The following is a 25,613-nucleotide window of genomic DNA, read 5'->3' as shown; positions in this document are numbered from 1 at the left end:
CATTCCGCCATGAACTGGCGGAGTCCAGTACCATGGCAGCAGGCTTTTTAAGCATATTCGAGCCGGAATTTCAGCATTACTTGGACTCTTTGACGGCTTAATTGTTAATGGCAGTGAAGCGCCACGGGGGAAAATGCCAAGCCGTGCTTGACGGTAGGTATTCCCAAGTTTGAGCTAGAGAACGAGACAGAAGCCAAAGGGTGTCAAATGTACGGCTTGACCCCAAGCTTCATACCCCTTCCCGCTTGAGACCACAACCTTTTATGCTGTTACCCAAGCTCCAGCTTGGGTAACCTGTTCAGGAAGCTCTAGCTTCCCGCCAATCAAGAAAGATTGAACGAGCGAGCGAGTCGGGGTTGATTGAGAATGTGCGGAGGTTGTGTCGGTCTCAGGAAGCTGGAGCTTCCTGTGTATCTTTCCCAAGCCGGAGCTTGGGAAAGAGCGTGATGTGGGTTGGCCGTTTTTAGCTTGACGCGCATGACTTACGAACACCGTCCTGCTGGGGATATGCTGATCTTTGGGCTTTAGCTGAAGAAACTTGCTAATCAGGACTTGGATTGAAACGTTTGGAACGAAGCACATACCCCGTCCCGCTCAAGAAGTTTTAAGATGTGCCCGTTCCCAATCAGCAATAAGGAGCCAGACATGAAATTAAAAGTAATTATTCATCCTGCGGAAGAAGGTGGTTTTTGGGCGGAAGTACCTGCAATTCAAGGGTGCGCCACACAAGGCGATACTTTTGAAGAACTACTCTCAAATTTATATGAGGCCGTGGAAGGCTGCCTTTCTGTTGACTTGGAACAAATTGAAATCTCCAAGAATGACAGGGTGCTGGAGCTTGCCGTGTGAAAGCAATCTCCGGCAAACACAATTTGCCAAGATTCTGGAAAATCAAGGGTGGCATTGTGTTCGGGTAAACGGTAGCCACCATGTGTACATGAAACCCGGTAATCCCGCCCGTATTTCCAGCAATTCCCAATTTGGAGATCAAAAAGGGTGTGGGGTATGCTTGGCGAGGATGTCGGCAGCAGGGAGCTGCCGCCAAGCCCCCATGGATGGGTTTACGGCCTTCCTCGACAGGCATACCCCACACCCTAAAATCGGCGAAACTGCTCAAACTGGGAATTGCTGCCGTATTTCGTTACCTATACATGGCAATGAAGATTTGAAAATCGGTTTGCTTTAGCATTTTATGAAAGTTGCAGGAATTACAGAAAATGAACTGTGAAACCAAGTCTAATTGAAAGAACGTTAGGTTTTACCTTCATGTTGGTTTCAAACGTATGGGACGAGGTAGACTCTTGTTTGAGAGTGTCTACCGTCAAGCTCCGCTTGGCGAACGATAAGCAGAGCTTAAAGGTAAGCATTCCCAAGAAGAACTTGGGAATGAGACACGGTAAAAAACACTTGATACCGACGTTCCAGCCGAAAGGCACCGTCGACTCCGCCCCCGCCAACAAGCGCGCCAAGATTTTTCGCGAAAGCTGAAATGGGGTCCGTCCGATTTCAGCAGCGAAAAATGACTTGGCGATTATTGCCTTCGGCGGCCCCGATTCGCCCTGCGTCCGTGCCACTACGCCACATCATCGTAAACTCGATGCGGCTCCGTAGCACTCCCACAAATGGCTTTACGCCGTGTCGCGATGCCTTGTATTTTGCCTCCGCCTGCGCTATTCGCGCAGACTCCGGCAAAACACCCGGCGCTACGGCTATCGGGGGCTAAAAATCTTCACTTCGCTAACGCTCCGTTTCCAAGATTTTCAGCGGACGCAGCGATTTACAACCAAACATACCGGCTTCGGAAATAAACAACGCAAGCAACCGGGCCGGCGAGCCGCAAAGTCTCGTTAGAAGTTATACAAAGCCCTGAAATAAATCATGTCGAAACCGCCTTGACTGCCGTTTTCGAGATCGCGGCGGTAGCGCATGTACTCCAATCCGAACAGGACCTCTTCGATCGGCATCCAAAACAAATTGGCTTGCCATGACCCGACCCGCTTATTAGCGGTACCGGTCGTTCCCGGATTATTATCGGTCGCTGCCATCGAATACAGTAAGGTAGACCGCCATTCCGGACTCCACCAATGCCGGTAAGCCGCATAAGCGCCCCAACTCGTCTGCAGATCGATTTCGCCTCGTGCATTAATAGTCGCATCGCTGAAGGTATTGGCGGCCACATAACGACCCAAGCCGTTACCGTAAACGTAACCCAAACGGATATCGTCCTTATCCCAGGTTTTGATCAGTGCCGAACCGCTGGTCGACCAACTCAGTTTAGAATCGGTATTGTCGAGCTGCAAGCCATTGCTCAAGGTCGTTTTATCCTGCCGGATATCGCGCATCATTACCGCCATCGTCGCCGAACCCCAGTCGGCTTGATGCCGGATACGCCCGACCAAATCCGGCCAGCGATCGTCGGAAGGCAGCACTTGCCTGCCCCAAGGATCGGTCAGCGTCGTCTCGGGATTTTCCACCGATACATCGTAGGAGAGCCAATCGCCATCCCAGCTCCAGCGAATCTGAGGCTGACGAATGAAACCCATGATGGTCGGGTCGACTATAACATCCGCAGTCTCGTTCAATTGAAACGAGGACCAAGTCTGTCCGACCGTCAAGCCGTCCAGTTGAAAATAGGCATGGCGCAAACGAATCTGATGCGAATTAGTCAGAATCTCGTTTCCCGGCGTTCCGGCGAAGTCGGTTTCAACCAATGCACGGAGCATGCCGAAACGAGTGGGCGTTCGGCTTTTAATCCAGAGCCGGGTCTCGCGGAGATGACTATTAAATTGACCGTTTTTTCCGGAACGGTCGAGCGGAGCCTCGTAAGTTCTTCGCAATGGGGTATCGGGCCACATTTGAAAAGCATCCAATGTCAAACGTCCGCCAACCGTCAACACCGTATCCAAGGCTTTCAGCTCCAACAGGCCATCGCCCTCCTGCATCGTTTTTTCTCCGGCAACATCGACGACACCGGTCGCCAAGGTTTCCGTTGCACTTTCAATTGACATTGAATCGGCTGATTCGACAGGCCCTTCAGATGGAACCGGAGCTTGTTGCCGGGCTTCTAGCTTGGCTTCCAAATATTCCAGGCGTTTCATAATTTCACTGGCTTGCTGCCGCAATTGGCGAATTTCCTCTTGCGGGTCGAGCTCTTCCGCGCCTTCCGAACTCAATGCATGGATTGTCAGCGCACCGAAAAAGCAGGCGCGAGCTAAAAATCCCGAACGCTTGGCCTGTAAAACTCCATGCCGCATCTACCTATTTCCTTCACTCAATGAATTTGAAAACGGCTGTGGCATTCGTTGCAAGTCTCTGCGACTCGATCGAGTGAGGCATTCAATGCTCTAATCCGGTACGCTTTCGCCAAACGCCGAATGCCCTCGGCTTGCGCGTCCAATCGGACGGCCAACATTGAAAAAACCGCTTTTTCGTCGTCATCGAGCTCAAGATAATTATCCTTGCCGGGCAAGTCTTGTATATAGCGGCTCACGCTTTTGATTCTGTCAGCCATTTGCAAAGCTTGCCGCCGCCGCTCGTCTTCGACCTCTAAGGCATTGAGTTTTTGATCGTAAACCTCATGGCTCATCGAACGCATCAAACTACGTAAGCAATCCCTAGCTGCCATTAACGCACAAGGATCATCGAATTGACCATGAATACCGCCTCCGAATTGCCCGGTTTGGCAAGCAGATAACACCATCAATAACTGGACACACACGAAAGTCACTAAGGAACGAGTATGAAATAACTTCGACACCTTTTGGAAGGGGGGGCGATGGCTCGATTGACAGGTGTCGCCGGCAGGGCTGACTTTTTCTCCTCGACAATTGCTCCTGCATTGCCTTAATACACGCCATCCATGGCGTAATACAAAATCTGCAGTCATACCATCCATGGCAATCTGATAGCCGCCACAAAGCCTACTACTTGTAGAAGTTATTTTGCGCATATTCCTAAACGTTGGAATCTATTTCGTTCGATGTCCATCGCAGCCTCTTCTACATAGCAGAACTCGGTTATTCAATCAGCGAATCCAGAAGAATCGACGATTATTGTTTAGGAACCGGCATTGAAATACCTTCAATAAAACAACTCCAACGCCAGCATTAATGCGTCTTCCCGCCCTTCTTGAGCAGGGTAATAATCCTTACGGATACCGATTTCATTAAAGCCCATTTTTTGATACAACGCAATGGCGCCAATATTGGAAGGACGGACCTCCAAAAAGACGGTTTCGGTTTTATACCATCTAGCGACGTCGACTAGGTGCGTTAACATTTTACGGCCGACACCTTGTCCTTGGTCTTCCGGCGCGACCGAAATATTCAAAATGTGCGCTTCGCCAACCGCGATCGAAACAATGCTGTAGCCCAATATTCTATCGACGTCTTCACAGACCCAACAACTGTAGCCCGCTTTGAAGCAGTCTTTAAAAACGCCTTCACTCCATGGAAAATCGTAGTTAGTATTTTCTATCGTTAAGACGGCGCTTAAGTCTTTGCCGGTCATGCGCCGCATCCTTAACAAATCATCCCTAGATACCGAATCCGGAAAAATTTTTGCGTAAAACTCACGATCGGCATCGTAAACGACAATATCTTTAAATCGTTGTAATAACTCCCGCATGCTCAACCTTTAATTTCGTCAAATTTAGCTATAGCCAATTGTAGATCCTGCCAGGCTTTACGCTTTTCTAGCGGTGACCTCAGCAGATAAGCCGGATGATATACCACAACCAGAGGAATGCCGTCCAATGAATGTACCGTCCCTCTGAGCTGGCCGATGTTCTTGTCGGTTTTGAGTAAATTTTGTGCGGAAACGCGCCCGACCGCCAGAATAATTTTCGGCTTTAGCCAAGCGATTTGACGATGTAAATAGTCGCTACATGCTTCGACTTCGGTCGTTAAAGGATCACGGTTATTCGGCGGCCTGCATTTTAGAATATTGGTGATAAAAACGTCATCGCGCTTTAAGCCAATGGCTCTTAGCATTTCGGTTAGCAATTGACCGGCCCTGCCGACAAACGGCTCACCTTGACGATCCTCGCTTTCGCCTGGCGCTTCGCCGACGACCATCCACCCCGAACTTGCCGAACCGCTGCCGAACACGGTTTGCGTCCGACTTTCGCATAGTGTGCATTGTCGGCATTCCGACACTTCATTTTGTAAATCCGCCCAAGTTGTTTTGGAATCGGACAATTTCGGCTGCGCTTCGACTTCAGGAACAAGGGGGAGGTCAGGCGCAACCGGTGTCGCTGTTTTTTGAACATCACCGAGTAGAGCGGATACGGCCGTTTGCGGCGCCGCGAAATCACTTACCCCGGAGTTTATTCGATCACCAACCGGTGCTTGACGGGAAACCCAAACATCGATCCCGATCGCTTTTAGGTAATGAAGTCGAATCTCAGTATCCAACATCGTTTGGAGTGTGCTCAGCGCACTGTCGTATTGAGTATAATTCGGAAGTGCGCGAGCGGATAGGAAAAGGAAGCTTAAACATCGCCTTTTTGCGGGTGCCGGCGCTGATTAGGCGCTTGCAATTTATTGACCGCATTGATATAGGCTTTCGCTGAAGCGATGACGATGTCGGTATCGGCACCCAAGCCATTGACGATGCGCCCTGCCTTATCGAGGCGTATCGTAACTTCCCCTTGCGAATCGGTGCCGTTGGTAATATTGTTGACCGAATACAATTCCAGAATGGCGTGTGTATTGACTAGACTTTCAATCGCTTTCAGACTGGCGTCGACCGCACCGCTACCGTTCGAACTGCCTGTCATTTCTTGATTATCGATGCGTAAAGTAACCCGCGCCGTCGGCACTTCTCCTGTTTCGGAGCAAACGCTTAACGCGATCAATTTGATGTATTCATCCTCGCCGCTAATGCTGACTTCGGAAATCAAGGCCTGCAAATCCTCATCGAAGATCTCGTGTTTTTTGTCGGCCAGTTGTTTGAAACGGAAAAACGCTTCGTTCAATTCTTCTTCCGAGGTGAACTCGAAACCGAGTTCGGTCATACGGGTCTTGAAAGCATTGCGGCCGGAATGTTTACCCAACACCATCCGGTTTGCGGCCCAGCCGACATCCTCGGCGCGCATGATTTCATAAGTCTCGCGGCTTTTCAGCACGCCGTCCTGATGAATGCCGGATTCATGCGCGAAGGCATTCGCGCCGACGATCGCTTTGTTCGGTTGCACAGGGAAACCGGTTATCGTCGAGATCAAACGCGAACAAGTCATGATTTCTGTCGTATCGAGCGTAGTGTCGCACGGAAAAACATCTTGGCGCGTTCTTACCGCCATCACGACCTCTTCCAACGCGGCATTGCCGGCACGCTCGCCAAGTCCGTTGATCGTGCATTCGACCTGGCGTGCGCCGTTCATCACCGCTGCTAAAGAATTGGCAACCGCCAAGCCCAAATCGTTGTGACAATGCACCGAGAAAATCGCCTTATCGGAATTCGGTATCCGTTGAATCAAGTTACCGATTGTCGCGCCGAATTGATGAGGAACACTGTAACCGACCGTATCGGGTATGTTCAGCGTAGTCGCACCGGCATCAATGACCGCCTCCAAGATACGGCACAAAAAATCTTCCTCTGAACGCCCTGCGTCCTCGGGCGAGAATTCGACGTTATCGGTATATTGTAGTGCGCGTTTGACGGCTTTAACGGCCAACTCGATCACTTGTTCCGGCTGCATCTGCAATTTCATTTGCATATGGATCGGCGAGGTTGCGATAAAAGTATGAATGCGCGAACTTTCAGCGCCTTTCAAAGCCATACCGGCTTTGTCGATATCTTTGTCCAAAGCCCTCGCCAATCCGCAAACGGTGCTGTTTTTAACCGCCTTCGCGACCGCCTCGACCGCTTCGAAATCGCCCGGACTCGCGGCAGGAAACCCTGCTTCGATCACATCGACTTTCATTCTTTCCAGCGCTTTTGCAATTCGGACTTTTTCATCGCGCGTCATCGACGCCCCCGGACTCTGCTCGCCATCGCGCAAAGTCGTATCAAAAATAATTAATTTGTCTTTCATGAGAACTCCGTTCATCAAGAAATTTGATGTTAAGGAAACTGATTAGTAAGGATTGTGTATTACGGGGGAGGAGAATAAAGTATGTGCCCGCTAGGGCAGCAGCAGAAAAAGAAGAGTTGGTTTGAACGGCGCCGAAAAAGCAGCACCGAAAACGGTGCTTGTCGAATTGCTGGCGGTAATAGAGAAGTGAAATTTCATGAGTTGGACTATACGCGATTGTGTTTTTTGCCTCAAGAAATTTGTTAAGGATCGAGCATGAAATAACTTCGACAACTTCTGGAAGGGGGTTCGGTGGCTCGATTGACAGGTGTCGGCGGCAGGGAAAGCCGCCGTCAAGCCTACATGGAAGTATTCACGGCGTCCTGTCAAGCGAGTCACCGAATCGCCGCAAAGCCTATTACTTGTAGCAGTTATTTTGCGCATATTCCTAAGTCTTTCTATGAAGTCTGCGGCGACGCATGACCAAGGTAAAAACCGGTCCGGAAATCGCATACCCTAAAGACAACAAAAACAACATGGTTTGCGGCTGCGCCATCACAAATGCAACTCCCAACATCACGGCAATCGCGACGACGAAAGGCACCTTCCCCTTCCAGTCTATGCCTTTAAAACTGAAATAACGAAAATTACTAACCATCAACAAGCCGGTTGCAATCGTTAAAATCAAGGCCGCATACTTTAGCGCATCGATATCGTAATCGTATTCGATCGAAATCCAGATAAAGCCGGCCAATATTGCGGCGGCGGCGGGACTCGGCAAGCCTTGGAAATAGCGTTTGTCGTCGGTTTCGACTTGCGCGTTAAAACGTGCCAATCTCAACGCGCCGCCGGCCATGTGCACGAATGCCGCAAATAGGCCTAGCTTACCCAAGCTGGAAAACGCCCAGAGGTACATTACCAACGCAGGAGCGGCGCCGAACGATATCATATCGGATAAGCTATCGTATTCGACGCCGAATTTGCTTTGCGTATTTGTCAAACGCGCCACGCGCCCGTCGAGCCCGTCTAGAATCATGGCGGCAAAAATCGCTACGGCTGCGGTTTCGTATCGCCCGCCCATCGCGGATGTAATCGCGTAAAAACCGGCGAACAACGCGCCTGTCGTAAACAAATTGGGTAATAAATAAATACCGCGGCGGCGAGGCGTGGAAGATTTTTCAGGCGTCATATTTTTCATCTACTGTTGCAACATTTGCAATAAAACAATACCGCAGATTATACAATGAGCCGAAAAAGCACTCATGAATTAATAGCGACTTGGAAAATAGATCCGGAGACGAATCATTTGTGTTACGTAACGGCTAAACACATACTTTGATGCAAATTTCGTTTAGGATTTGGTATAAAAAACTTCCCTATTTATCGTTCCCAAGCTCTGCGCTCATCGTTATACATAAGTCAAAAATTACCTTTTTGCAATCTTAACCAATGAGACCTCGATACCATTTATTGTTACTTGACACTTTCGGCCTCGAGATCGCGATCAGGGGATCGCTCCCACAGAGCGTCCGCCGCTCTCTGTGGGAGCGACGCCTACGTCGCGACTATCCTTTTAATATTAATATCCGCAATTTTATCAAACAGCACAGTTCCCAAATATTCGATAACCTTTGTTCAGCAAGTTTACCGGTTCTTCTTATGTATAACGGCGAGCGCTGAAGCGTGGGAATGATAGGGGGATGTGAATAATTACTACTGTGATGCCTATTTCGTTTAACGCCAAAGTTATTTAAGGGACAAACATTAAATAAGTACGCTACAGGACAAAAGAGCGCGTCAGTTACACGAAAACGTGGACCCGCGAAGTCTAAAAAATGCGAGAGCGGCTTTTTTGCCGCTCTCGCATGCCTCGTAAACGCTATACGATTAGTTCTTCGACTTGTCGACGATTTTATTGGCGCTAATCCATGGCATCATACTGCGCAGTTTTTCACCGACGATTTCGATCGGATGCTCGGCATTTAGGCGACGTCTTGCCGTCATTTCCGGATAACCGGTCATGCCTTCCATAATGAATCTTTTCGCGTATTCGCCTTTTTGAATGTTTTCCAACGCCTCGCGCATGGCATAACGGCTTTCTTCGTTGATGACTCTAGGACCGGTCACGTACTCGCCGTATTCCGCATTGTTCGAAATCGAATAGTTCATGTTCGCGATACCGCCTTCGTACATCAGATCGACGATCAATTTCAATTCGTGCAAACACTCAAAATATGCCATTTCCGGCTCGTATCCGGCTTCAACCAGTGTCTCGAATCCGGCTTTGACTAACTCAACCGCACCACCGCACAATACGGCTTGCTCGCCGAACAAATCGGTTTCGGTTTCATCACGGAAGGTCGTTTCGATGATGCCGGAACGACCGCCGCCGATGGCCGAAGCGTAAGACAAACAAATACTCTTTGCGGTACCGGAGGCATCCTGCTGAATCGCGATTAAATCGGGAATACCGCCGCCCCGGACGAATTCGGAACGAACAGTATGGCCGGGAGCTTTCGGAGCAATCATAATCACATCGAGGTCGGCACGCGGGACGATTTGGTTATACAAAATCGAAAAGCCGTGCGCGAACGCCAATGCTGCGCCTTGTTTCAAATTCGGTTCGATTTCGGCTTTGTATAATTGCGCTTGGAATTCATCCGGCGTCAGAATCATCACGACATCGGCACTCGCCACCGCTTCGGGAACCGATTTAACCGTCAAGCCTGAAGCTTCGGCCTTGGCTACCGAGGGAGAGCCCGCGCGCAGACCTACGACGACATCGACACCCGAGTCTTTTAAATTGTTGGCATGCGCATGACCTTGAGAACCGTAGCCGATGATCGCTACTTTTTTACTTTTGATGATCGAAAGATCTGCGTCTTTATCGTAATAAACTTGCATGTGTTTTCTCGTTTTGTTTTATGAATAATGTTTGCTTTGAAGTCTAGATATCACTGCCATTAAGTTAAGGACTTTTCAGTTCGCCCTGAGCCCTTCGGCTGCACTCAAGAGAGCTTTGTGGAAGGGTGAGCGGAAAAGTCCGAGTCGATAAGTTAAGCCGTCCTTGGCTCGACAGGCTCACCATGAACGGCTTAACTTAAATGGCAGTAAAATCTAGAGATGCAGCCCTTTTTCGCCCCGGCATATTCCGGTAGCACCCGATCGGACCACTTCGATGATAGTCGTTTCATCGATCGCCTTGACGAAGGCATCCAATTTATCCGATGTTCCGGTCATTTCGATCACGAAAGTCATCGGTGTTACATCGATTATTCGGCCGCGAAAAATATCGGCGATACGTTTAATTTCGGCGCGCGTGGCTTCGCTGGTTTTGACCTTAACCATCATCAATTCGCGTTCGATATGCGCCGATTCCGCCAAATCGATTAGCTTCACGACATCGACCAACTTATTGAGCTGCTTAGTGATTTGTTCGATGATATCATCATTGCCTCGCGTGACCAGAGTCATGCGCGACAGACTTGAGTCTTCGGTAGGTGCGACGGTCAACGATTCAATGTTGTAGCCGCGCGCCGAAAAAAGCCCGGCGACTCTCGATAAAGCGCCGGCTTCATTTTCAATTAAAATGGAGATTATATGCCTCATTATGCCAGCTCCCTGTCCGTCGGAGTACCTGGAGCAATCCGCAATTTCATATCGTGATGTCCCTTACCGGACTCTATCATTGGATACACGTTTTCAGTACGGTCGGTAATGATGTCCATGAATACGGTTCTATCTTTCATCGCGAACGCCTCTTCCAGAGCTGAGCGCAAATCTGCCTTGTTTTCGACCAGCATGCCGACATGACCATAAGCCTCGGCCAGCTTGACGAAGTCAGGCAAGGTATCCATGTAAGAATGTGAGTAGCGGCTCTCGTAAGAAAACTCCTGCCATTGCCGCACCATACCCATGTAGCGATTATTCAGATTAATGATCTTAACCGGCGTTTTATACTGCAGCGCAGTCGACAATTCCTGAATGCACATTTGAATACTGGCTTCACCGGTCACGCAAGCGACATCCGCCTCCGGGAACGCCAATTTAACGCCGATCGCTGCCGGCAAACCGAAGCCCATCGTACCCAATCCGCCCGAATTGATCCAGCGGCGAGGCTTATCGAAATGGTAGTACTGCGCTGCATACATTTGGTGCTGACCGACATCCGAAGTAATGTAAGCATCGCCTTTCGTTACTTCGTAAAGCTGCTCGATAACATACTGCGGCTTGATTAACGGACTTTCGCGATCATATTCCAAGCATTGCACCGAACGCCATTTGTCGATTTGCTCCCACCATGCCGCCAAGGCTTTTTTGGATGGTTGCTTTTTGCTCTCTTTGATCTGCTCGATCATTTGCGTCAGAACGGGTTTGACTTGTCCAACGATCGGTATATCGACTTTGACGGTTTTCGATATCGATGCCGGATCGACGTCGATATGAATAATTTTGGCGTAAGGACAAAATTCGGCTAGCTTGCCGGTAACCCGGTCATCGAAACGTGCGCCGACGGCAAGAATCACATCGCTTTCATGCATGCCCATATTCGCCTCGTAGGTGCCATGCATACCCAACATCCCGATGAATTGCTTATCGGTGGCGGGATAGGCACCTAAGCCCATTAGCGTATTGGTAATCGGGTAACCCAGCGTTCGAGTCAATTCGATCAATTCCCGACTTGCCTCGCCGAGGATCACCCCCCCTCCCGAATAAATCATCGGACGCTGAGCGGACAAGAGCAACTCGACGGCTTTCTTGATCTGGCCTTTATGCCCTTCGACGGCCGGATTGTAAGAACGCATAGTCACTTTGCGCGGATACTTATACGGTACTTTGATGTTCGGGTCGGTAATGTCTTTCGGCACATCGACGACAACAGGCCCGGGGCGCCCGGTCGACGCAACATAAAAGGCTTTCTTGATGGTTTCGGCCAACTTGGTCACGTCTTTGACCAAAAAATTATGTTTGACGCACGGACGACTGATTCCCACCATGTCGACTTCTTGAAACGCATCGCTACCGATGACCGGCGACGGCACCTGCCCTGAGATCACCACCATTGGAATCGAGTCCATGTAAGCGGTTGCAATACCGGTTACCGCGTTTGTAGCTCCCGGACCGGAAGTCACCAAAACGACGCCTGTTTTTCCGGTCGCTCGCGCGTAGGCATCAGCGGCATGAGTGGCGCCTTGTTCATGGCGCACCAGAATATGCTTGACGTCGTCTTGTTGAAAAATAGCGTCGTAAATATGCAGCACTGCTCCGCCCGGATAGCCGAATATATACTCCACTCCTTCGTCTTTGAGACTTTGAACCAAAATTTGTGCGCCGTTTAGCTCCACACTATTACCCTCTGCATTAACTATCAGGTGATCAATAAAACCCATTCATGACTGAATCGCTTGGTTTTATTTTAAAAAAAGGTTAGATAAACTACTGGTTTTGCCCCTGTTCGTCAAGACAAATCAAGACTTTGATGCCATAACTACCATCACTAAACATGGCAAAATCGACGGGTTATAAAGCGCGTGACTTATACATCGAATTCAACAGCACATAACCCATAACATTGAGTACCTACCGGTATTGCTCACACCCCGCTCCACCAGCACTACCGAAACCGACTTAGGAACTAGCATGAAATAACTTAGACAATGGTTGGAAGGGGATTTGGTGGCTCGATTGACAGGTGTCGGCGGCCGGGATAGCCGCCGTCAAGCCTACATGGACGTATTCACGGCGTCCTGTCAAGCGAGTCACCAAATCGCCACAAAGCCTACTGCTTGTATAAGTTATTTTGTGCATATTCCTTACTAAAACTCTCTGTCCAATTTAAATAAAGCCAATGAACGCCGCCGAAAAATTACGCCTGTTACTCGCCCGCCCCGGAATTATCGTGATGCCGGGCTGTCATGATGCATTATCTGCAAAACTATGCGAAAAAGCCGGCTTCAGCACGGCTTTTATGAGCGGTTTTGCGGTTTCGGCCGACCGCCTCGGCCTGCCGGATACAGGCCTGATTTCTTATGCCGAATTGCTCGATCAGGGACGTAATATTTGCAATGCCGTGTCGATTCCTATCTGGGGCGACGGCGATACCGGTTTCGGAAACGCGCTCAACATCAAGAGAACCGTACAAGGTTATGCTCAAGCCGGTTTTGCCTGCATCATGCTTGAAGATCAAATCGCTCCCAAACGCTGCGGACACACCCGAGGAAAATCGGTTGTCGGACGCGACGAAGCCGCGATGCGGATACAAGCGGCCGTCGACGCCCGCAACGAAGGCGCCGATATATTGATCATGGCACGAACAGACGCCAGAGCCACTCACGACTTAGACGAAGCGATCCTGCGCGCGAATCTGTTTCACGAAATCGGTGCCGATATCAATTTTCTGGAAGCTCCTGAAAGCGAACAAGAAATGCGCCGTTATTGTGCCGAAGTACCGGGACACAAAGTCGCTAATTTGATCGAAAGCGGAAAAACTCCGCTTTTACCTCACGAGCAACTCGAAGCGATGGGTTATAAAATTGCCGTTTACCCATTGACGCTGCTCAATGCTTCAATCGTCGCTATGCAAAACGCGTTACATGGACTCAAAACCGGCCAAAACTCACCGAAAACACTGAGTTTCCAGGAATTGACCGAAACCGTCGGATTCGAGGACTACTACCGGGAAGAAAAACGTTATCGCTTTTAGCCTGCCCAAAATTCGATCTGATAACCTGAAAATTTTCTAACATTGATGACGCCGGTATCGAATAGCAAATATTGACCTTTTATTCCTTCCAAAACTCCTCCGACCTCGTTTTGCTTATCGAAATTAAAAGATTTTACTTTTGCCGGATAACGTTGGACAGGATAAGCGATATCGACCGGCTCGACATTCGGTAGATATTCGATCGCACTATCGCCGAAGCGCGCGGTGATATCAGCCAACTCCTCCCGACACAATGACAAAAGCTCATCGCGCTTAGCGCATAAATCAGCCGGCGTTGTATTGTTCTTAAGCATTTGCTGCCAACTGGTTTTATCGCTGACATATCGACCCATTGCCACTTCGACCAATCCAGACACATAGCGCGAGGCCACTTTCATAATAGGCAATGCCTGTATAGCGCCTTGATCGATCCACCGTGTCGGAATCTGCGTTTGCCGTGTAATTCCGACTTTAATACCGGAAGCATTGGCCAAATAAACAAAATGCGGCTGAAAACAAAATGTTTCACCCCACTCCGGTTCGCGACAAGTACCTTGATGATAGTGACATTTTTCCGGTTTTAAAATACACATATCGCATTGCGCGAGCGAGACGAAGCACGGATAACAATAACCCTGGCTAAAACTTTTTTTGGTGTCCCGCCCGCAATGAACGCAAGCAATCTTACCGGTAAAGCGCATCGTTACCGGGCGACCGATAAATTGATTCAGTTCTATGCCATCCTCGCCTAAAGCCAACCGATAACTTACCGACTCGCCTAATTCTGCTTGCATTTTCGTTAAAAAACCTAACACTAATTATTCCCCCGACTTTTGAGTCGTTTCAAATAGAGCTGATATACATCGCGCGGAGCGGGTTATTAAACCCGCCCAAAACGTTTCGATTTGCTTTAGCCTCGCCAAAAACATTTATACCCATCGCACTTCAAATTTCGGCATTGACGCATGGAGGCGCTGGGGTGTTCGGCAAAGGCTTTGACAGCAGGGATGCTGTCACAGAGCCTACATGGACGTATTCACGGCGTCCTTTGACGGACACCCCGGCGCCGAAATTTGACCAGCAAAGGGTATAAAACCTCGCCCTTCTCAACCCAAAATCGTCGACATATCGTTTTTTGGAGAGCGCAAATAACCATCGGTGTTGTGTTCCACCCAGCGTTCGTCGCCATTTGGCAGTCGCTCTTTTTTCCAGAACGGCGCTTTATTTTTCAGCGCCTCCATGATCTGACGCCCCGCGTCGAAAGCATCACCCCGATGCGAAGCCCAAACCGCAACCAACACAATCGGTTCATTCGGTTTGATTTCGCCAACCCGATGCACGACCAAGGCATCCAGCAAATGCCAATCGCGTGTCGCTTGTTTTACGATATCTTCCAACTGCTTTTCGGTCATGCCCGGATAGTGCTCTAAAACCATACCGGTTACCGCATCGCCATCGTTAAAATCCCGCATCGTCCCGACGAACACATTAGTCGCTCCAAACTTACCCGTCCAATGCTTCGCCGAATCTTGGTACGCTACGACCTCATGCCACGGGTCGAATAAATCGGCACTAATTTTGATCATATCGTCTCAGCCTCCCGTAACCGGCGGAAAAAAAGCCACTTCATCGCCGTTTTGAACCGAATGCTCAATATCGACATATTCCATGTTTACCGCAGCCAATATATTGTCCGGCATCAACCGGTTTGCATTGGCCATCGCCCAAATTTCCGCCACCGTCACTGCACCGTTCACATCGACCATATCATCGGAACGACCGACACTGTCCTTTAAACTGGCAAAATAACGAACTTTAACTGACATAATCATTCACGCTACACTGAAAAGATAAGATAATAAAGGCACATACCCATTTAACCATCTCATTTAAACCCTATGACCCAATTAACCCATTTTAACCAATCCGGCGAAGCCCACATGGTCGATGTCGGCAATAAGGATATAACCGAAAGAGTCGCTATCGCCGAGGGCTATATTGAAATGAACCCGACGACACTAGCACTCATCGAGCAAGGGACGCATAAAAAAGGCGATGTACTGGGCATTGCTAGGATAGCGGGCATCATGGCCAGTAAAAAGACTGCCGACCTTGTACCATTATGCCACCCATTGCCCATTTCGCACGTCGAAGTCAACCTTGGAATCGAAAATGACACAAATCGAGTGTATTGCCGCACTACGGTCAAAACCCGAGGACAAACCGGGGTCGAAATGGAAGCATTGACCGCTACCCAAGTCTCGTTACTGACTGTTTACGACATGTGCAAAGCGGTGGACCGAGGCATGACCATTCAAGGCGTACGCCTACTCAAAAAATCCGGCGGCAAGTCAGGCGATTGGCTACGCCCTTGAAATACAGCCCACTCCCAAAGTCGCCGTCTCATTTTTAAATGTCTTATTTTAGCGAAGCATTAGCCGCCGCGTTCCGGCTCATTATACAATTCGATCGCGACATATTTTTTATCGTTTGGACTTCGCTAAAAATTGCCTTTGTCGCCACTGTCTCTGCAGGGATTGGCGCAATCTTACTGGGGATATTGGCGACGGTCAGCGACTTTCACGGGAAACGCATTCTACAACATCTGCTAAACACCTTATCGGCAATGCCTACCGTTATGATAGGCTTGATATTGTACGGATTGCTGAATCGCCGCGGACCCTTCGGCGATTTAGAGCTACTCTATACTCAAACAGCCGTGATTATAGGCGAGGCTTGTTTGATTTTTCCAATCATCATGAACATGACCATGGTTGGAGTTCAGTCGGCCGACCGACGGTTAGTGAATACATTAAAAATGCTCGGCGCAGGCCCTATCGATCAAATATTCCCGATTATCAGCGAGCTCCGTTTTATTTTATTGACTGCCATCATCACCGGCTTTGGCCGAGCCATCGGCGAGGTGGGAGCCGCGATGATGCTCGGTGGGAATATTCAAGGCTCTACCCGCACAATCACGACTGCAATCGCCTTAGAAACCGGCAAGGGCGATTTCGAAATGGGATTAGCTCTTGGAATACTGCTGCTGTCGATCGCCTTTTGCATTAATCTTGCTTTGCAAATGCTACCCGCCAAACCCGACACATAAAAAAACCCCAACCACGGGAACTGCGATTGGGGTCCATAGATCTTGATAGTCAAATTTCGGCGCCGGGACGCTTATCGAAAGACGACATAACCCAGCGTCTCAATTCATAAAGCCGATGTCGAATCTATTTGGTACTGCCGCTATTAAGCCGTGTAATTAGCCAACGCAAAATCCCAATTGACCAGAGCCCAAAATGCCTCCAAGTATGCTGGACGGGCATTACGGTAATCAATGTAGTAAGCATGCTCCCATACGTCGCAAGTCAATAAAGGCGTCTGACCTTCGGTCAATGGGCAGCCTGCATTACTGGTACTCACCAAGGCCAAGGAACCGTCTTTATTTTTTACCAGCCATGCCCACCCCGACCCGAAGGTGGTAACCGCGCACTTGGTAAAAGCCGCTTTAAATTCGTCGAACGAACCAAAAGTTCTGTTGATCGCGTTTGCCAGATCGCCGGTCGGTTCGCCTCCGCCATTAGGGCTCAAGCTATTCCAATAAAAAGTGTGATTCCAGATTTGAGCCGCATTATTGAAAATACCGCCGGACGATTTAACCACAATTTCCTCGAGAGGCAATCCGTCAAATTCGGTACCGGGAACCAAATTATTGAGGTTTGTTACATAGGTTTGATGATGCTTTCCATAATGAAACTCTAAGGTCTCCTCCGAAATATGAGGAGCCAATGCATCTTTTGCATAAGGTAATGCAGGAAGTTCGTAAGCCATGTATTTCTCCTAATTTTGAGTAAAAAAACAACCGACATTATGCCGGGCAGAAAAAAACCAAGTAATTTGATAAAGATTTATACTTTATCACTGACAGCCGATTAAATAAAGACTATGCATGCGGTAATAGTTTAAAAGATCGGCGCCCGCGAAGCCGCATGCTGTTACCCAACACAGAAATCTGACTACTTATCGATATGGTACCAAAATAGACTTTTTATTGCATAAGGATTCAGTTATATACCTTTCGAATTTCAAATTTCGGCAATACCAGAGGAGGCGTCGGGGTGTTCGACAAAGGCTTTGCCAGCATGGAGCTGGCTAGAGCCTACAGGGACGTATTCACGGCGTCCTTTGACGGACAGCCGGGCGCCGAATTTTGATATACGATGAGTATAACTGCAAATCCCAATTTGGAGATCAAAAAGGGTGTGGTGTATGCTTGGCTAGGATGTCGGAAGCGGGACAGATTTTTCTCCTCGGCAACGATACCTATCGCACTTCAAATTTCGGCATTAGCGTATGGAGGCCTGGATGTTCGGCAAAGGCTTTGGCAGCATGGATGCTGTCATAGAGTCTACATGGAAGTATTCACGGCGTCCTTTAGCGGACACCCATGCGCCGAATTTTGATCTACGACGGTTATAGTAAGTAATTTACAACGAAATGCCTAGTCGCCCATGCCTTAGTATTTCGGCGCATCACCCCAAAACTTACGAAACCCAATTAATCCACCACTCTCTATAGCCTTCCAATTATGGCAATCGAAATAGAACACAAATTTTTATTACTTAATAACGACTGGCGAAAATCGGTCACCAAATCCATAAAGTACAAACAAGGGTATCTAGCATCGGAAAAGAACACTTCAATCCGCGTAAGAATCAGCAATACCAAAGCATGGCTCAACATTAAAAGCGCCACAATAGGCAATTTTCGCCATGAATACGAGTACGAAATTCCTCATCAAGATGCAGAAGAAATAATCAACAATCTCTGCAGAAAACCACTGATTGAAAAAACCCGTCACTTGATACCGATAGGCCCGCATATTTGGGAAATCGATGAGTTCGAAGGAGAAAACCAAGGACTCATTGTCGCTGAGATTGAGTTACAAGAAACCGATCAAGCCTTCATTAAACCGGAATGGGTAGGACAAGAAGTCACGCATGATTTGCGATATTACAACAACAACTTATCATCAAACCCCTTTTCGAATTGGCGATAAATTAACTTTGTTTCATAAATATCATTGAAATAGAGATTTTTTTGCCATATTATTTGCAGCATGAAAAGATTAATTTTTGTTGTTTTTTTGCTACTCCCATACCAAGGCTTCGCTACCGAGCTTGACCGTATCGTTCACTCGATTGAAGCCGAGTGGGCCTCGATTTATTTTTCCTCAAAAATTCGCAACAAAGAAAACGCCTATACTTGCTTACTGGATAGAACCAAAGAATTAGCCAACCAAATCCCAGACAGCCCAGAATTAATGTTTTGGCAAGCCACCATCATTGCCTCTAGAGCCGAACATCAAAATCCCATCGAAGCCTTGGCTGCCATTCACAAAGCACAAGATCTGTTATTAAAAACCATAAGCATTAAACCCGACACACTGGAAGGATCCGCGCTTATTACATTAGGCTCACTCTACTATCAGGCACCTGGCTGGCCCATCGCATTCGGTGACGACAAAAAAGCCGAGCAATACCTCAAAAAAGGACTGCAAATCAACCCTAAAGGCATAGAAAGCAACTTTTACTATGGCCAATATCTCTTAAATAAAGACCGGCCGGAGCAAGCGATTGAATATTTCAAAACCGCATTAAAAGGACCGATACGCGAAGAGCAAAAATTTGCCGACTCTTCTCTTAAAGAAAAAATAAAAATGATAATATCCAAAACAGCCCTTGGATCGGAAACAAAAAAGAAACATATCGCATCTTTATAGACCAAACTGCCGTACCCAACAATTCGCAGCACAACCAAGCAGCCCAACCTAAGGTATCCCAAAAAAACAACCTCCTTGAGTCATGAGCGTTGCCGAGGATTCAGTAACTCGCTTGGCAGGACGCCGATAATACCTCCTTACAGGCTTGACGACTCCTTTCCTTGCCGCCGGAACCTGCAAAATCAGTTTCCGATCCCGCCATAAAAAGAGCATTATTTATGATCGAATTTAAAACATATTCCCCGCTTTATTACTGCAAATCCGCATTACCGGCATACCATCAAGAACCCTCGAGTGAATCGATTTACCAGCCTCACCCGTAAGCAAATAACGGCAATTCATACATAATTTTTTCTTCCCACCTAACCCATTTCTTTCAAAGACAAGAAGTGAATACTTACTAACGGTAACATCTAGATAATCTATTGATATACCTTATGAACTTCATATGCTTTATAGTAAACCACCGAATTATTGTTAATGCTCGAAAACCCGAAGTTCTTATCTAAATTTTCGATATGCAAAAAAGCCGACTCCGAAGAGGGCGCGACAGCTCTCGACAGACAATCGGCGGCAGAAGTAGCCGCCATTCGAGCCTAGATGGACGTGTTCATGGCACCCAGCCGGGAGAGTGACCACAATCCTCACCAACGCCATGCACTTTCATTTACTAGGGCGATTACCTAGCTCTCATGAAAGCCAGGATTAGTCAAGTTAAAAGATTTCTTAACACGAATCGAACATGCTCATCTCAACTTGAGCGATATTTTGTATAATGTATTTATAATTTCAAGAGATTCATTCAGAACCTGCTTTCTGATATGATTAGTCCATTTAAATACGCAATTTTAATCAACATCAATTGGTAACCAATATGACCTTTGTAGTCACCGAGAATTGTATTAAATGTAAATATACCGACTGCGTTGACGTTTGCCCAGTCGACTGCTTCCATGAAGGCCCTAACTTTCTAGTTATCGACCCCGATGAATGCATCGATTGCACGCTCTGTGAACCAGAATGCCCAGCTGAAGCCATTTTTGCCGAAGACGAACTACCGGAAGGACAAGAGATTTTTATCGAAATTAATGCTGATCTCGCAAAGAAATGGCCTGTAATCAGCGAAGTCAAGGACCCCCTGCCTAACGCCGACGAGTGGAACGGCAAACCAGACAAAACAAAACTACTGGAAGAATGATCCGCTAACAACAAACCATTACCAAAGCGACATCGCCATCCTGCATACGTGCCTGCTCTTTATAAGAGCAAAGCACGCATGCAGCGTCAAGCACATCCAACCTACTACTTATACCTTTAGGACTTCAAATTTCGGAATCGCTTGAAAAGGAACCGCGATGTGCAACAAAGGCTTTGTGCACATGAAGCCAGCATAGCGCCTGCAGACATATTCACAGCACACTTTGACCCTAGAAACGATTTTCATCATGAAGAGTAAGAGGTTAATTCAATATCCTGTTATGCATTTACATATACCTATCGTAGATCAAAATTCGGAACCGGGAGGCCCGTCAAAGGACGCCGTGAATACGTCCATGTAGACCCTATACCAGCTCCATGCTGGCAAAGCCCTTACCGAGCACCCCGGCGCCTCCTAAAGCACTGCCCATATTTGAAGTACGAAAAGTATTCATAAAACTCAAGACATAAAAAAAGCCGGTTTAAAACCGGCTTTTTTTATGTCTTGAGTGGTCAGACAATCTTATTCGGCATTATCGCTAGCTATTGGGCGATCTACCAATTCAACATAAGCCATAGGAGCTGAATCGCCGGATCTAAAACCACACTTCATAATACGTAAATATCCACCTTGACGATCTTTATAACGCGGTCCCAGCTCATTAAACAATTTAGTTACTACAGAGCGATCACGCAATTTGGCAAACGCCAACCTTCTCTTTGCAACTGAATCTTCTTTGGACAATGTGATAATCGGTTCTGCGTAACTTCTTAACTCTTTAGCCTTAGGTAAAGTAGTTTTGATAAGCTCATGCTTAATTAACGAACCAACCATATTGCTGAATAGCGCCTTACGGTGGCTACTATTCATATTAAACTTTCTTCCTGACTTGCGATGTCTCATTGTAAGTACGACCTAAAGTTATAATTTAAAAACTGTTTTGATTCTGATCAACCAGATTATCAGGAGGCCAATTTTCTAGGCGCATACCTAGCGATAATCCTTTTAAAGCCAGCACATCTTTTATTTCAGTGAGGGACTTTTTGCCTAAGTTGGGTGTCTTTAGCAACTCAACTTCAGTTCTTTGAATCAAGTCACCAATGTAAAAAATATTTTCTGCTTTTAAACAGTTTGCCGATCTGACAGTTAATTCTAAATCATCAACAGGCCTCAACAACACAGGATCGATATCCGGACCTTCTTGAGGAGCCTCTTTTTCATCTACAGGTGGCGCAACTTTCTCAAAATCAACGAATACTGACAACTGATCATGCAAAATAGTTGCCGCTAGCTTTATAGTTTCTTCAGGATCAACCGTTCCATTTGTCTCCAATTCGACTATTAACTTATCGAGATTGGTTCTTTGCTCTACACGCGTACTTTCAACTTGATAAGCTACTTTTATAATCGGACTAAACGAAGCATCAACCTGCAAACTACCGATTATCGGATTATCTGATTGTTGTTTACGCGCACTGACCGGCTCATATCCGCGCCCCCTTCTTACGCGGATCTTCATATTAAACTGCTTATCCTGGGTTAGATTTGCAATAACCAAATCAGGATTAACAATCTCTACATCGTGAGGCAACTGTATATCTGCAGCAGTAACAACGCCGACACCGCTCTTGGAAATAGTTAATACAACATCATCTTTCGAGTGCAAAAGGACTGCTAATTTCTTTAAGTTCAAGATAATATCAATAACGTCTTCTTGAACACCTTCAATTGCCGTATATTCGTGCAGCACCCCTTCAATTTCTATATCAGTAACTGCGCAGCCAGGAATCGAAGACAATAACACCCGTCTCAAAGCGTTGCCAAGCGAATGTCCGAATCCACGCTCAAGAGGCTCTATTACAATCCTTGAATGATTAGCGGATTTGCTTACTACCTCAACAAGACGAGGTTTCAATAAGCCGGAAATACTATTCTGCATTTATATCCCTTAGTTTAAGGTTTATTATTTTGAGTATAACTCAACAACAAGCTGCTCATTAATATCGGAACCTAATTCAACGCGATCAGGTAAAGATTTAAAGGTACCAGCCATGTCCTTGCTATTAACATCAACCCAATTCGGGAATCCGTATTGCTCAGTGACAGTTAACGCATCAATGATTCTTTGCTGTTTTTTGGCTTTTTCCCTGACACTAATTACATCACCAGGCTGAACCTGATATGAAGGAATATTAACCAACGATTCGTTGACCATAATCGATTTATGACTAACCAACTGTCGCGCTTCAGCTCTAGTAGCAGCAAAACCCATTCGATAAACGACGTTATCAAGCCTAGACTCAAGAAGGTTTAATAGGTTTTCGCCCGTTGCCCCTTTCTTTAAATCCGCAGTCTTGTAGTAATTTCTAAATTGTTTTTCCAGTACGCCGTAAATTCTTCTAATTCTTTGCTTAGCACGTAACTGCAATGCATAATCGGAACTTCTTGTACGCTTAGTACCGTGTTGCCCAGGCCGCTGGTCAAGCTTACACTTACCTTCTAACGACTTGCCTCTACTTTTTAAAAAAAGATCGGTCCCTTCTCTACGGCTTAATTTACACGTAGGGCCAAGATATCTTGCCATAACAAACTACTCCAGAACTTAAACGCGGCGTTTTTTAGGTGGACGACAACCGTTATGAGGGATTGGCGTCACATCAATTATGTTGCTGATTTTGAAACCCAAGTTACTTAACGAACGAACGGCCGACTCTCTCCCAGGCCCAGGACCTTTGATTAATACGTCTAGATTTTTCATTCCGTATTCTAAAGCGACAGAACCGGCTCTTTCGGCAGCAACTTGAGCAGCAAAAGGAGTACTTTTTCTTGACCCCCTAAAACCGGAACCACCTGACGTTGCCCATGAGAGCGCATTACCTTTTCTATCGGTAATAGTAACAATGGTGTTATTAAAGGAGGCATGCACATGCGCAATGCCATCCGCTATTTCTTTTTTAATGCGTTTTCGCGCACGATTTGGACTTGCCATTTATCTATGAACCTCTTATCGAAATATCTTTATTTTCTAATAGGCTTGCGAGGGCCCTTACGGGTTCTTGCGTTCGTCCGTGTTCTCTGCCCTCTTAAAGGCAGGCCTCGACGATGTCGGATACCACGATAACAACCAAGATCCATCAATCGCTTGATGTTCATTGAAACTTCACGCCGCAAATCACCTTCCACGGTCATTTTGGAAATCACATCACGAACAGAATCAAGCTGTTCTTCCGTTAATTCTTTAATTTTTTTTGACGGTGCTATACCTACTTTTTCGCAAATCTGATTTGCTGTTTTGCGTCCAACACCATAAATCGCTGTCAATGCAATCTCTGCATGCTTATGATCTGGTACGTTAATCCCGGCAATACGTGCCATTTAGATACTCCCCTGAGCAATGACTCTAAAGTTAAGCGCCGAATAATAACATTTTATGATTTATGGCGCAATAGAAAATTATCCTTGACGTTGCTTATGGCGTCCATCTTCACAGATCACCCTTACAACCCCATTTCTTTTTATGACTTTGCATTTTCTGCATATTTTTTTAACTGACGCACGAACTTTCACAATGCACTCCGTAATACTTGAAATACTTATTTATTTTTTAAGATGCGCTTTTTTCATCAAGCCTTCGTATTGCTGCGACATCATATGCGTCTGCATCTGAGAGATAAAATCCATCACGACAACAACGATAATCAACAACGAGGTTCCGCCAAAATAAAATGGCACATTCCAATAAACGATCAGGAATTCAGGCAGTAAACAAACACCTGTGATGTAAAAAGCACCAATTAACGTAAGACGCGTCATCACTTTATCTATATAAGCACTGGTTTGTTGCCCAGGCCTTATTCCAGGCAAAAACGCACCCGACTTTTTTAAATTGTCCGCAGTTTCTTTCGAATTAAAAACCAAAGCGGTATAGAAAAAGCAGAAAAAGATGATAGCCGCCGCATAAAACATAACGTAGACTGGCTGACCGGGCGATAACATGGTTGCAATATCCTTTAACCAACCAAAACCCTCTGCGTTACCGAACCAACCCGCAACCGTAGCCGGAAACAGAATAATGCTGGAGGCAAAAATAGGCGGAATAACACCCGCCATATTAAGCTTTAAAGGAAGGAAGCTACTTTGCCCGGCATACATTCTCCTTCCTTGCTGTCTTTTAGGATAATTGATAATAATCCTTCGCTGCCCTCTTTCGACAAAGACAACCAATGCAGTAACGGCAATAGTCAGTAAGAAAAGTAAAATAATGAACGCGCTGTTCATTTCACCGGTTCTTGCAAGCTCCAATGTCCCACCGACAGCAGATGGAAGTCCTGACACGATACCGGCAAATATAATTAATGAAATACCGTTGCCGATACCTCTTTCAGTCACCTGCTCGCCCAACCACATCAAAAATATGGTCCCTGTAACGAGTGTTATCGTCGTTATGAGAACAAAACTCATCCCTGGCGCAATAACAACAGATAAGCCTCCGGCCGTTTGATTTTGCAAAGCTATTGAAATACCAACAGCCTGAAAAGTCGCCAGAACTACGGTCCCGTAACGCGTATACTGAGATATTTTACGCCTTCCGGACTCGCCTTCTTTTTTCATCTGCTCCATCGTGGGAATAACCACAGTCATCAATTGCATGATAATCGAAGCAGAAATGTAAGGCATGATACCAAGAGCAAATAAGCTTAAACGCATCAATGCTCCACCCGAAAACATGTTAAACATATCGAGAATGGAACCGCTTTGCTGTTCAAACATAAGGGCTAACGCTTTTGGGTCGATGCCAGGAACAGGGATGTGAGCCCCTACTCGATAGACGAAAAACGCCCCCAGCACGAATAGCAATCTAGACCTTAATTCTGAATAGCCACCTGCTTTTTCAGCCATTTGTGCTCTTGTT

At 46.9% G+C, this 25,613-nt stretch carries 28 protein-coding genes; 8 read left to right on the top strand and 20 right to left on the bottom strand.

The window, feature by feature from the left end:
• Positions 1 to 645: 645 nt before the first annotated feature.
• Both EQU24_RS04110 and EQU24_RS23370 read left to right on the top strand, forming a co-directional pair.
• On the top strand, positions 646 to 849 hold the full coding sequence (locus tag EQU24_RS04110) for a type II toxin-antitoxin system HicB family antitoxin (RefSeq protein ID WP_017840715.1): 204 nt from the start codon (positions 646 to 648) through the stop codon (positions 847 to 849).
• A complete protein-coding gene (locus EQU24_RS23370) occupies positions 764 to 1,186 on the top strand; it encodes a type II toxin-antitoxin system HicA family toxin (protein WP_341867689.1) in 423 nt (140 codons plus the stop codon). Before EQU24_RS04110 ends, EQU24_RS23370 begins: the two co-directional genes overlap by 86 nt.
• Positions 1,187 to 1,847: 661 nt before the next feature.
• On the opposite strand, the gene EQU24_RS04100 is transcribed toward EQU24_RS23370, so the two are convergent.
• The 9 genes from EQU24_RS04100 to EQU24_RS04060 form a co-directional block, all read right to left on the bottom strand.
• Positions 1,848 to 3,254 (bottom strand): DcaP family trimeric outer membrane transporter, encoded by a 1,407-nt coding sequence (locus EQU24_RS04100; protein WP_017840717.1) that lies wholly within the window; start codon positions 3,252 to 3,254, stop codon positions 1,848 to 1,850.
• A 17-nt stretch (positions 3,255 to 3,271) separates the two neighbouring features.
• Positions 3,272 to 3,727 (bottom strand): hypothetical protein, encoded by a 456-nt coding sequence (locus EQU24_RS04095; RefSeq protein WP_138767074.1) that lies wholly within the window; start codon positions 3,725 to 3,727, stop codon positions 3,272 to 3,274.
• Positions 3,728 to 4,080: 353 nt separating this feature from the next.
• Entirely contained in the window at positions 4,081 to 4,626 is a 546-nt protein-coding gene (gene rimI, locus EQU24_RS04090; RefSeq protein ID WP_017840719.1) for a ribosomal protein S18-alanine N-acetyltransferase, read from the bottom strand.
• 2 nt (positions 4,627 to 4,628) lie between these two features.
• The gene (locus tag EQU24_RS04085) at positions 4,629 to 5,417 is read right to left on the bottom strand and encodes a uracil-DNA glycosylase (RefSeq protein WP_017840720.1); all 789 of its coding nucleotides are present in this window, start codon (positions 5,415 to 5,417) and stop codon (positions 4,629 to 4,631) included.
• Positions 5,418 to 5,491: 74 nt separating this feature from the next.
• Positions 5,492 to 7,036, bottom strand: a complete 1,545-nt coding sequence (locus EQU24_RS04080; RefSeq protein WP_017840721.1) for a 2-isopropylmalate synthase — start codon at positions 7,034 to 7,036, stop codon at positions 5,492 to 5,494.
• Positions 7,037 to 7,463: 427 nt separating this feature from the next.
• Positions 7,464 to 8,204 (bottom strand): CDP-diacylglycerol--serine O-phosphatidyltransferase, encoded by a 741-nt coding sequence (gene pssA, locus EQU24_RS04075; RefSeq protein WP_026130168.1) that lies wholly within the window; start codon positions 8,202 to 8,204, stop codon positions 7,464 to 7,466.
• Positions 8,205 to 8,902: 698 nt separating this feature from the next.
• Positions 8,903 to 9,919, bottom strand: coding sequence for a ketol-acid reductoisomerase (ilvC, locus tag EQU24_RS04070; RefSeq protein WP_017840724.1), 1,017 nt, complete (start codon positions 9,917 to 9,919; stop codon positions 8,903 to 8,905).
• A gap of 213 nt (positions 9,920 to 10,132) precedes the next feature.
• Positions 10,133 to 10,624, bottom strand: coding sequence for an acetolactate synthase small subunit (ilvN, locus tag EQU24_RS04065; protein ID WP_017840725.1), 492 nt, complete (start codon positions 10,622 to 10,624; stop codon positions 10,133 to 10,135).
• Positions 10,624 to 12,360 (bottom strand): acetolactate synthase 3 large subunit, encoded by a 1,737-nt coding sequence (locus EQU24_RS04060; protein ID WP_026130169.1) that lies wholly within the window; start codon positions 12,358 to 12,360, stop codon positions 10,624 to 10,626. The genes ilvN and EQU24_RS04060 overlap by 1 nt, the downstream gene beginning before the upstream one ends.
• A gap of 503 nt (positions 12,361 to 12,863) precedes the next feature.
• Here EQU24_RS04060 and EQU24_RS04055 point away from each other — a divergent pair.
• Complete coding sequence (locus EQU24_RS04055; protein WP_017840727.1) at positions 12,864 to 13,718, top strand: isocitrate lyase/PEP mutase family protein; 855 nt, start codon at positions 12,864 to 12,866, stop codon at positions 13,716 to 13,718.
• Here the strand turns inward: EQU24_RS04055 and EQU24_RS04050 are convergent.
• The 3 genes from EQU24_RS04050 to moaD form a co-directional block, all read right to left on the bottom strand.
• Positions 13,715 to 14,512, bottom strand: coding sequence for a DUF2797 domain-containing protein (locus EQU24_RS04050; RefSeq protein ID WP_017840728.1), 798 nt, complete (start codon positions 14,510 to 14,512; stop codon positions 13,715 to 13,717). The two genes, EQU24_RS04055 and EQU24_RS04050, sit on opposite strands and share 4 nt — an antisense overlap.
• A 312-nt stretch (positions 14,513 to 14,824) precedes the next feature.
• Positions 14,825 to 15,304, bottom strand: a complete 480-nt coding sequence (locus tag EQU24_RS04045) for a molybdenum cofactor biosynthesis protein MoaE (RefSeq protein ID WP_017840729.1) — start codon at positions 15,302 to 15,304, stop codon at positions 14,825 to 14,827.
• Between the two features lie 6 nt (positions 15,305 to 15,310).
• Positions 15,311 to 15,544 carry a molybdopterin converting factor subunit 1 gene (gene moaD / locus EQU24_RS04040; protein ID WP_017840730.1) on the bottom strand — a complete coding sequence of 78 codons (234 nt, stop codon included), beginning with the start codon at positions 15,542 to 15,544 and terminating at the stop codon, positions 15,311 to 15,313.
• A 72-nt stretch (positions 15,545 to 15,616) separates the two neighbouring features.
• On the opposite strand from moaD, the gene moaC reads away from it, so the two are divergent.
• A complete protein-coding gene (gene moaC / locus EQU24_RS04035) occupies positions 15,617 to 16,093 on the top strand; it encodes a cyclic pyranopterin monophosphate synthase MoaC (protein WP_017840731.1) in 477 nt (158 codons plus the stop codon).
• 38 nt (positions 16,094 to 16,131) lie between these two features.
• Entirely contained in the window at positions 16,132 to 16,827 is a 696-nt protein-coding gene (locus EQU24_RS04030) for an ABC transporter permease (RefSeq protein WP_017840732.1), read from the top strand.
• 143 nt (positions 16,828 to 16,970) lie between these two features.
• Here EQU24_RS04030 and sodB read toward each other — a convergent pair whose 3' ends face one another.
• Positions 16,971 to 17,552 carry a superoxide dismutase [Fe] gene (gene sodB / locus EQU24_RS04025; protein ID WP_017840733.1) on the bottom strand — a complete coding sequence of 194 codons (582 nt, stop codon included), beginning with the start codon at positions 17,550 to 17,552 and terminating at the stop codon, positions 16,971 to 16,973.
• A 757-nt stretch (positions 17,553 to 18,309) separates the two neighbouring features.
• Between sodB and EQU24_RS04020 the strand changes: the two genes are divergently transcribed.
• The 3 genes from EQU24_RS04020 to fdxA all read left to right on the top strand — a co-directional run bounded on the left by EQU24_RS04020 (position 18,310) and on the right by fdxA (position 20,701).
• Positions 18,310 to 18,780, top strand: a complete 471-nt coding sequence (locus EQU24_RS04020) for a CYTH domain-containing protein (protein WP_017840734.1) — start codon at positions 18,310 to 18,312, stop codon at positions 18,778 to 18,780.
• Between the two features lie 60 nt (positions 18,781 to 18,840).
• Positions 18,841 to 19,503 carry a tetratricopeptide repeat protein gene (locus tag EQU24_RS04015; RefSeq protein WP_017840735.1) on the top strand — a complete coding sequence of 221 codons (663 nt, stop codon included), beginning with the start codon at positions 18,841 to 18,843 and terminating at the stop codon, positions 19,501 to 19,503.
• 874 nt (positions 19,504 to 20,377) lie between these two features.
• A complete protein-coding gene (fdxA, locus tag EQU24_RS04010) occupies positions 20,378 to 20,701 on the top strand; it encodes a ferredoxin FdxA (RefSeq protein ID WP_017840737.1) in 324 nt (107 codons plus the stop codon).
• Positions 20,702 to 21,223: 522 nt separating this feature from the next.
• Here fdxA and rplQ read toward each other — a convergent pair.
• The 7 genes from rplQ to secY form a co-directional block, all read right to left on the bottom strand.
• Complete coding sequence (gene rplQ / locus EQU24_RS04005) at positions 21,224 to 21,604, bottom strand: 50S ribosomal protein L17 (protein WP_026130170.1); 381 nt, start codon at positions 21,602 to 21,604, stop codon at positions 21,224 to 21,226.
• 25 nt (positions 21,605 to 21,629) lie between these two features.
• A complete protein-coding gene (locus tag EQU24_RS04000) occupies positions 21,630 to 22,640 on the bottom strand; it encodes a DNA-directed RNA polymerase subunit alpha (protein ID WP_017840739.1) in 1,011 nt (336 codons plus the stop codon).
• A 24-nt stretch (positions 22,641 to 22,664) separates the two neighbouring features.
• Positions 22,665 to 23,285, bottom strand: coding sequence for a 30S ribosomal protein S4 (gene rpsD, locus EQU24_RS03995; protein ID WP_017840740.1), 621 nt, complete (start codon positions 23,283 to 23,285; stop codon positions 22,665 to 22,667).
• An 18-nt stretch (positions 23,286 to 23,303) separates the two neighbouring features.
• Positions 23,304 to 23,690 carry a 30S ribosomal protein S11 gene (gene rpsK / locus EQU24_RS03990; protein WP_017840741.1) on the bottom strand — a complete coding sequence of 129 codons (387 nt, stop codon included), beginning with the start codon at positions 23,688 to 23,690 and terminating at the stop codon, positions 23,304 to 23,306.
• A gap of 29 nt (positions 23,691 to 23,719) precedes the next feature.
• Positions 23,720 to 24,076: a 30S ribosomal protein S13 gene (rpsM, locus tag EQU24_RS03985; RefSeq protein ID WP_017840742.1), complete on the bottom strand. Its 357-nt coding sequence runs from the start codon at positions 24,074 to 24,076 to the stop codon at positions 23,720 to 23,722.
• A 78-nt stretch (positions 24,077 to 24,154) separates the two neighbouring features.
• Positions 24,155 to 24,268, bottom strand: a complete 114-nt coding sequence (rpmJ, locus tag EQU24_RS03980; protein WP_083877706.1) for a 50S ribosomal protein L36 — start codon at positions 24,266 to 24,268, stop codon at positions 24,155 to 24,157.
• Positions 24,269 to 24,298: 30 nt separating this feature from the next.
• A complete protein-coding gene (gene secY, locus EQU24_RS03975; protein WP_014149753.1) occupies positions 24,299 to 25,600 on the bottom strand; it encodes a preprotein translocase subunit SecY in 1,302 nt (433 codons plus the stop codon).
• Between the last annotated feature and the right edge of the window lie 13 nt (positions 25,601 to 25,613).

This window comes from Methylotuvimicrobium buryatense (assembly GCF_005931095.1).
In the GTDB taxonomy this organism is placed as follows: Bacteria; Pseudomonadota; Gammaproteobacteria; order Methylococcales; family Methylomonadaceae; genus Methylotuvimicrobium; species Methylotuvimicrobium buryatense.
The sequence above is the reverse complement of the archived record's forward strand: the minus strand, read 5'-3'. Positions and strand labels throughout refer to the sequence as shown.

Coding starts and splice junctions, on each gene's coding strand:
- EQU24_RS04110 (WP_017840715.1), top strand. CDS start 646: ATGAAATTAAAAGTAATTATTCATCCTGCGGAAGAAGGTGGTTTTTGG.
- EQU24_RS23370 (WP_341867689.1), top strand. CDS start 764: ATGAGGCCGTGGAAGGCTGCCTTTCTGTTGACTTGGAACAAATTGAAA.
- EQU24_RS04100 (WP_017840717.1), bottom strand. CDS start 3,254: ATGCGGCATGGAGTTTTACAGGCCAAGCGTTCGGGATTTTTAGCTCGC.
- rimI (WP_017840719.1), bottom strand. CDS start 4,626: ATGCGGGAGTTATTACAACGATTTAAAGATATTGTCGTTTACGATGCC.
- EQU24_RS04085 (WP_017840720.1), bottom strand. CDS start 5,417: ATGTTGGATACTGAGATTCGACTTCATTACCTAAAAGCGATCGGGATC.
- EQU24_RS04080 (WP_017840721.1), bottom strand. CDS start 7,036: ATGAAAGACAAATTAATTATTTTTGATACGACTTTGCGCGATGGCGAG.
- pssA (WP_026130168.1), bottom strand. CDS start 8,204: ATGACGCCTGAAAAATCTTCCACGCCTCGCCGCCGCGGTATTTATTTA.
- ilvC (WP_017840724.1), bottom strand. CDS start 9,919: ATGCAAGTTTATTACGATAAAGACGCAGATCTTTCGATCATCAAAAGT.
- ilvN (WP_017840725.1), bottom strand. CDS start 10,624: ATGAGGCATATAATCTCCATTTTAATTGAAAATGAAGCCGGCGCTTTA.
- EQU24_RS04055 (WP_017840727.1), top strand. CDS start 12,864: ATGAACGCCGCCGAAAAATTACGCCTGTTACTCGCCCGCCCCGGAATT.
- EQU24_RS04050 (WP_017840728.1), bottom strand. CDS start 14,512: ATGCAAGCAGAATTAGGCGAGTCGGTAAGTTATCGGTTGGCTTTAGGC.
- EQU24_RS04045 (WP_017840729.1), bottom strand. CDS start 15,304: ATGATCAAAATTAGTGCCGATTTATTCGACCCGTGGCATGAGGTCGTA.
- moaD (WP_017840730.1), bottom strand. CDS start 15,544: ATGTCAGTTAAAGTTCGTTATTTTGCCAGTTTAAAGGACAGTGTCGGT.
- moaC (WP_017840731.1), top strand. CDS start 15,617: ATGACCCAATTAACCCATTTTAACCAATCCGGCGAAGCCCACATGGTC.
- EQU24_RS04030 (WP_017840732.1), top strand. CDS start 16,132: ATGTCTTATTTTAGCGAAGCATTAGCCGCCGCGTTCCGGCTCATTATA.
- sodB (WP_017840733.1), bottom strand. CDS start 17,552: ATGGCTTACGAACTTCCTGCATTACCTTATGCAAAAGATGCATTGGCT.
- EQU24_RS04020 (WP_017840734.1), top strand. CDS start 18,310: ATGGCAATCGAAATAGAACACAAATTTTTATTACTTAATAACGACTGG.
- EQU24_RS04015 (WP_017840735.1), top strand. CDS start 18,841: ATGAAAAGATTAATTTTTGTTGTTTTTTTGCTACTCCCATACCAAGGC.
- fdxA (WP_017840737.1), top strand. CDS start 20,378: ATGACCTTTGTAGTCACCGAGAATTGTATTAAATGTAAATATACCGAC.
- rplQ (WP_026130170.1), bottom strand. CDS start 21,604: ATGAGACATCGCAAGTCAGGAAGAAAGTTTAATATGAATAGTAGCCAC.
- EQU24_RS04000 (WP_017840739.1), bottom strand. CDS start 22,640: ATGCAGAATAGTATTTCCGGCTTATTGAAACCTCGTCTTGTTGAGGTA.
- rpsD (WP_017840740.1), bottom strand. CDS start 23,285: ATGGCAAGATATCTTGGCCCTACGTGTAAATTAAGCCGTAGAGAAGGG.
- rpsK (WP_017840741.1), bottom strand. CDS start 23,690: ATGGCAAGTCCAAATCGTGCGCGAAAACGCATTAAAAAAGAAATAGCG.
- rpsM (WP_017840742.1), bottom strand. CDS start 24,076: ATGGCACGTATTGCCGGGATTAACGTACCAGATCATAAGCATGCAGAG.
- secY (WP_014149753.1), bottom strand. CDS start 25,600: ATGGCTGAAAAAGCAGGTGGCTATTCAGAATTAAGGTCTAGATTGCTA.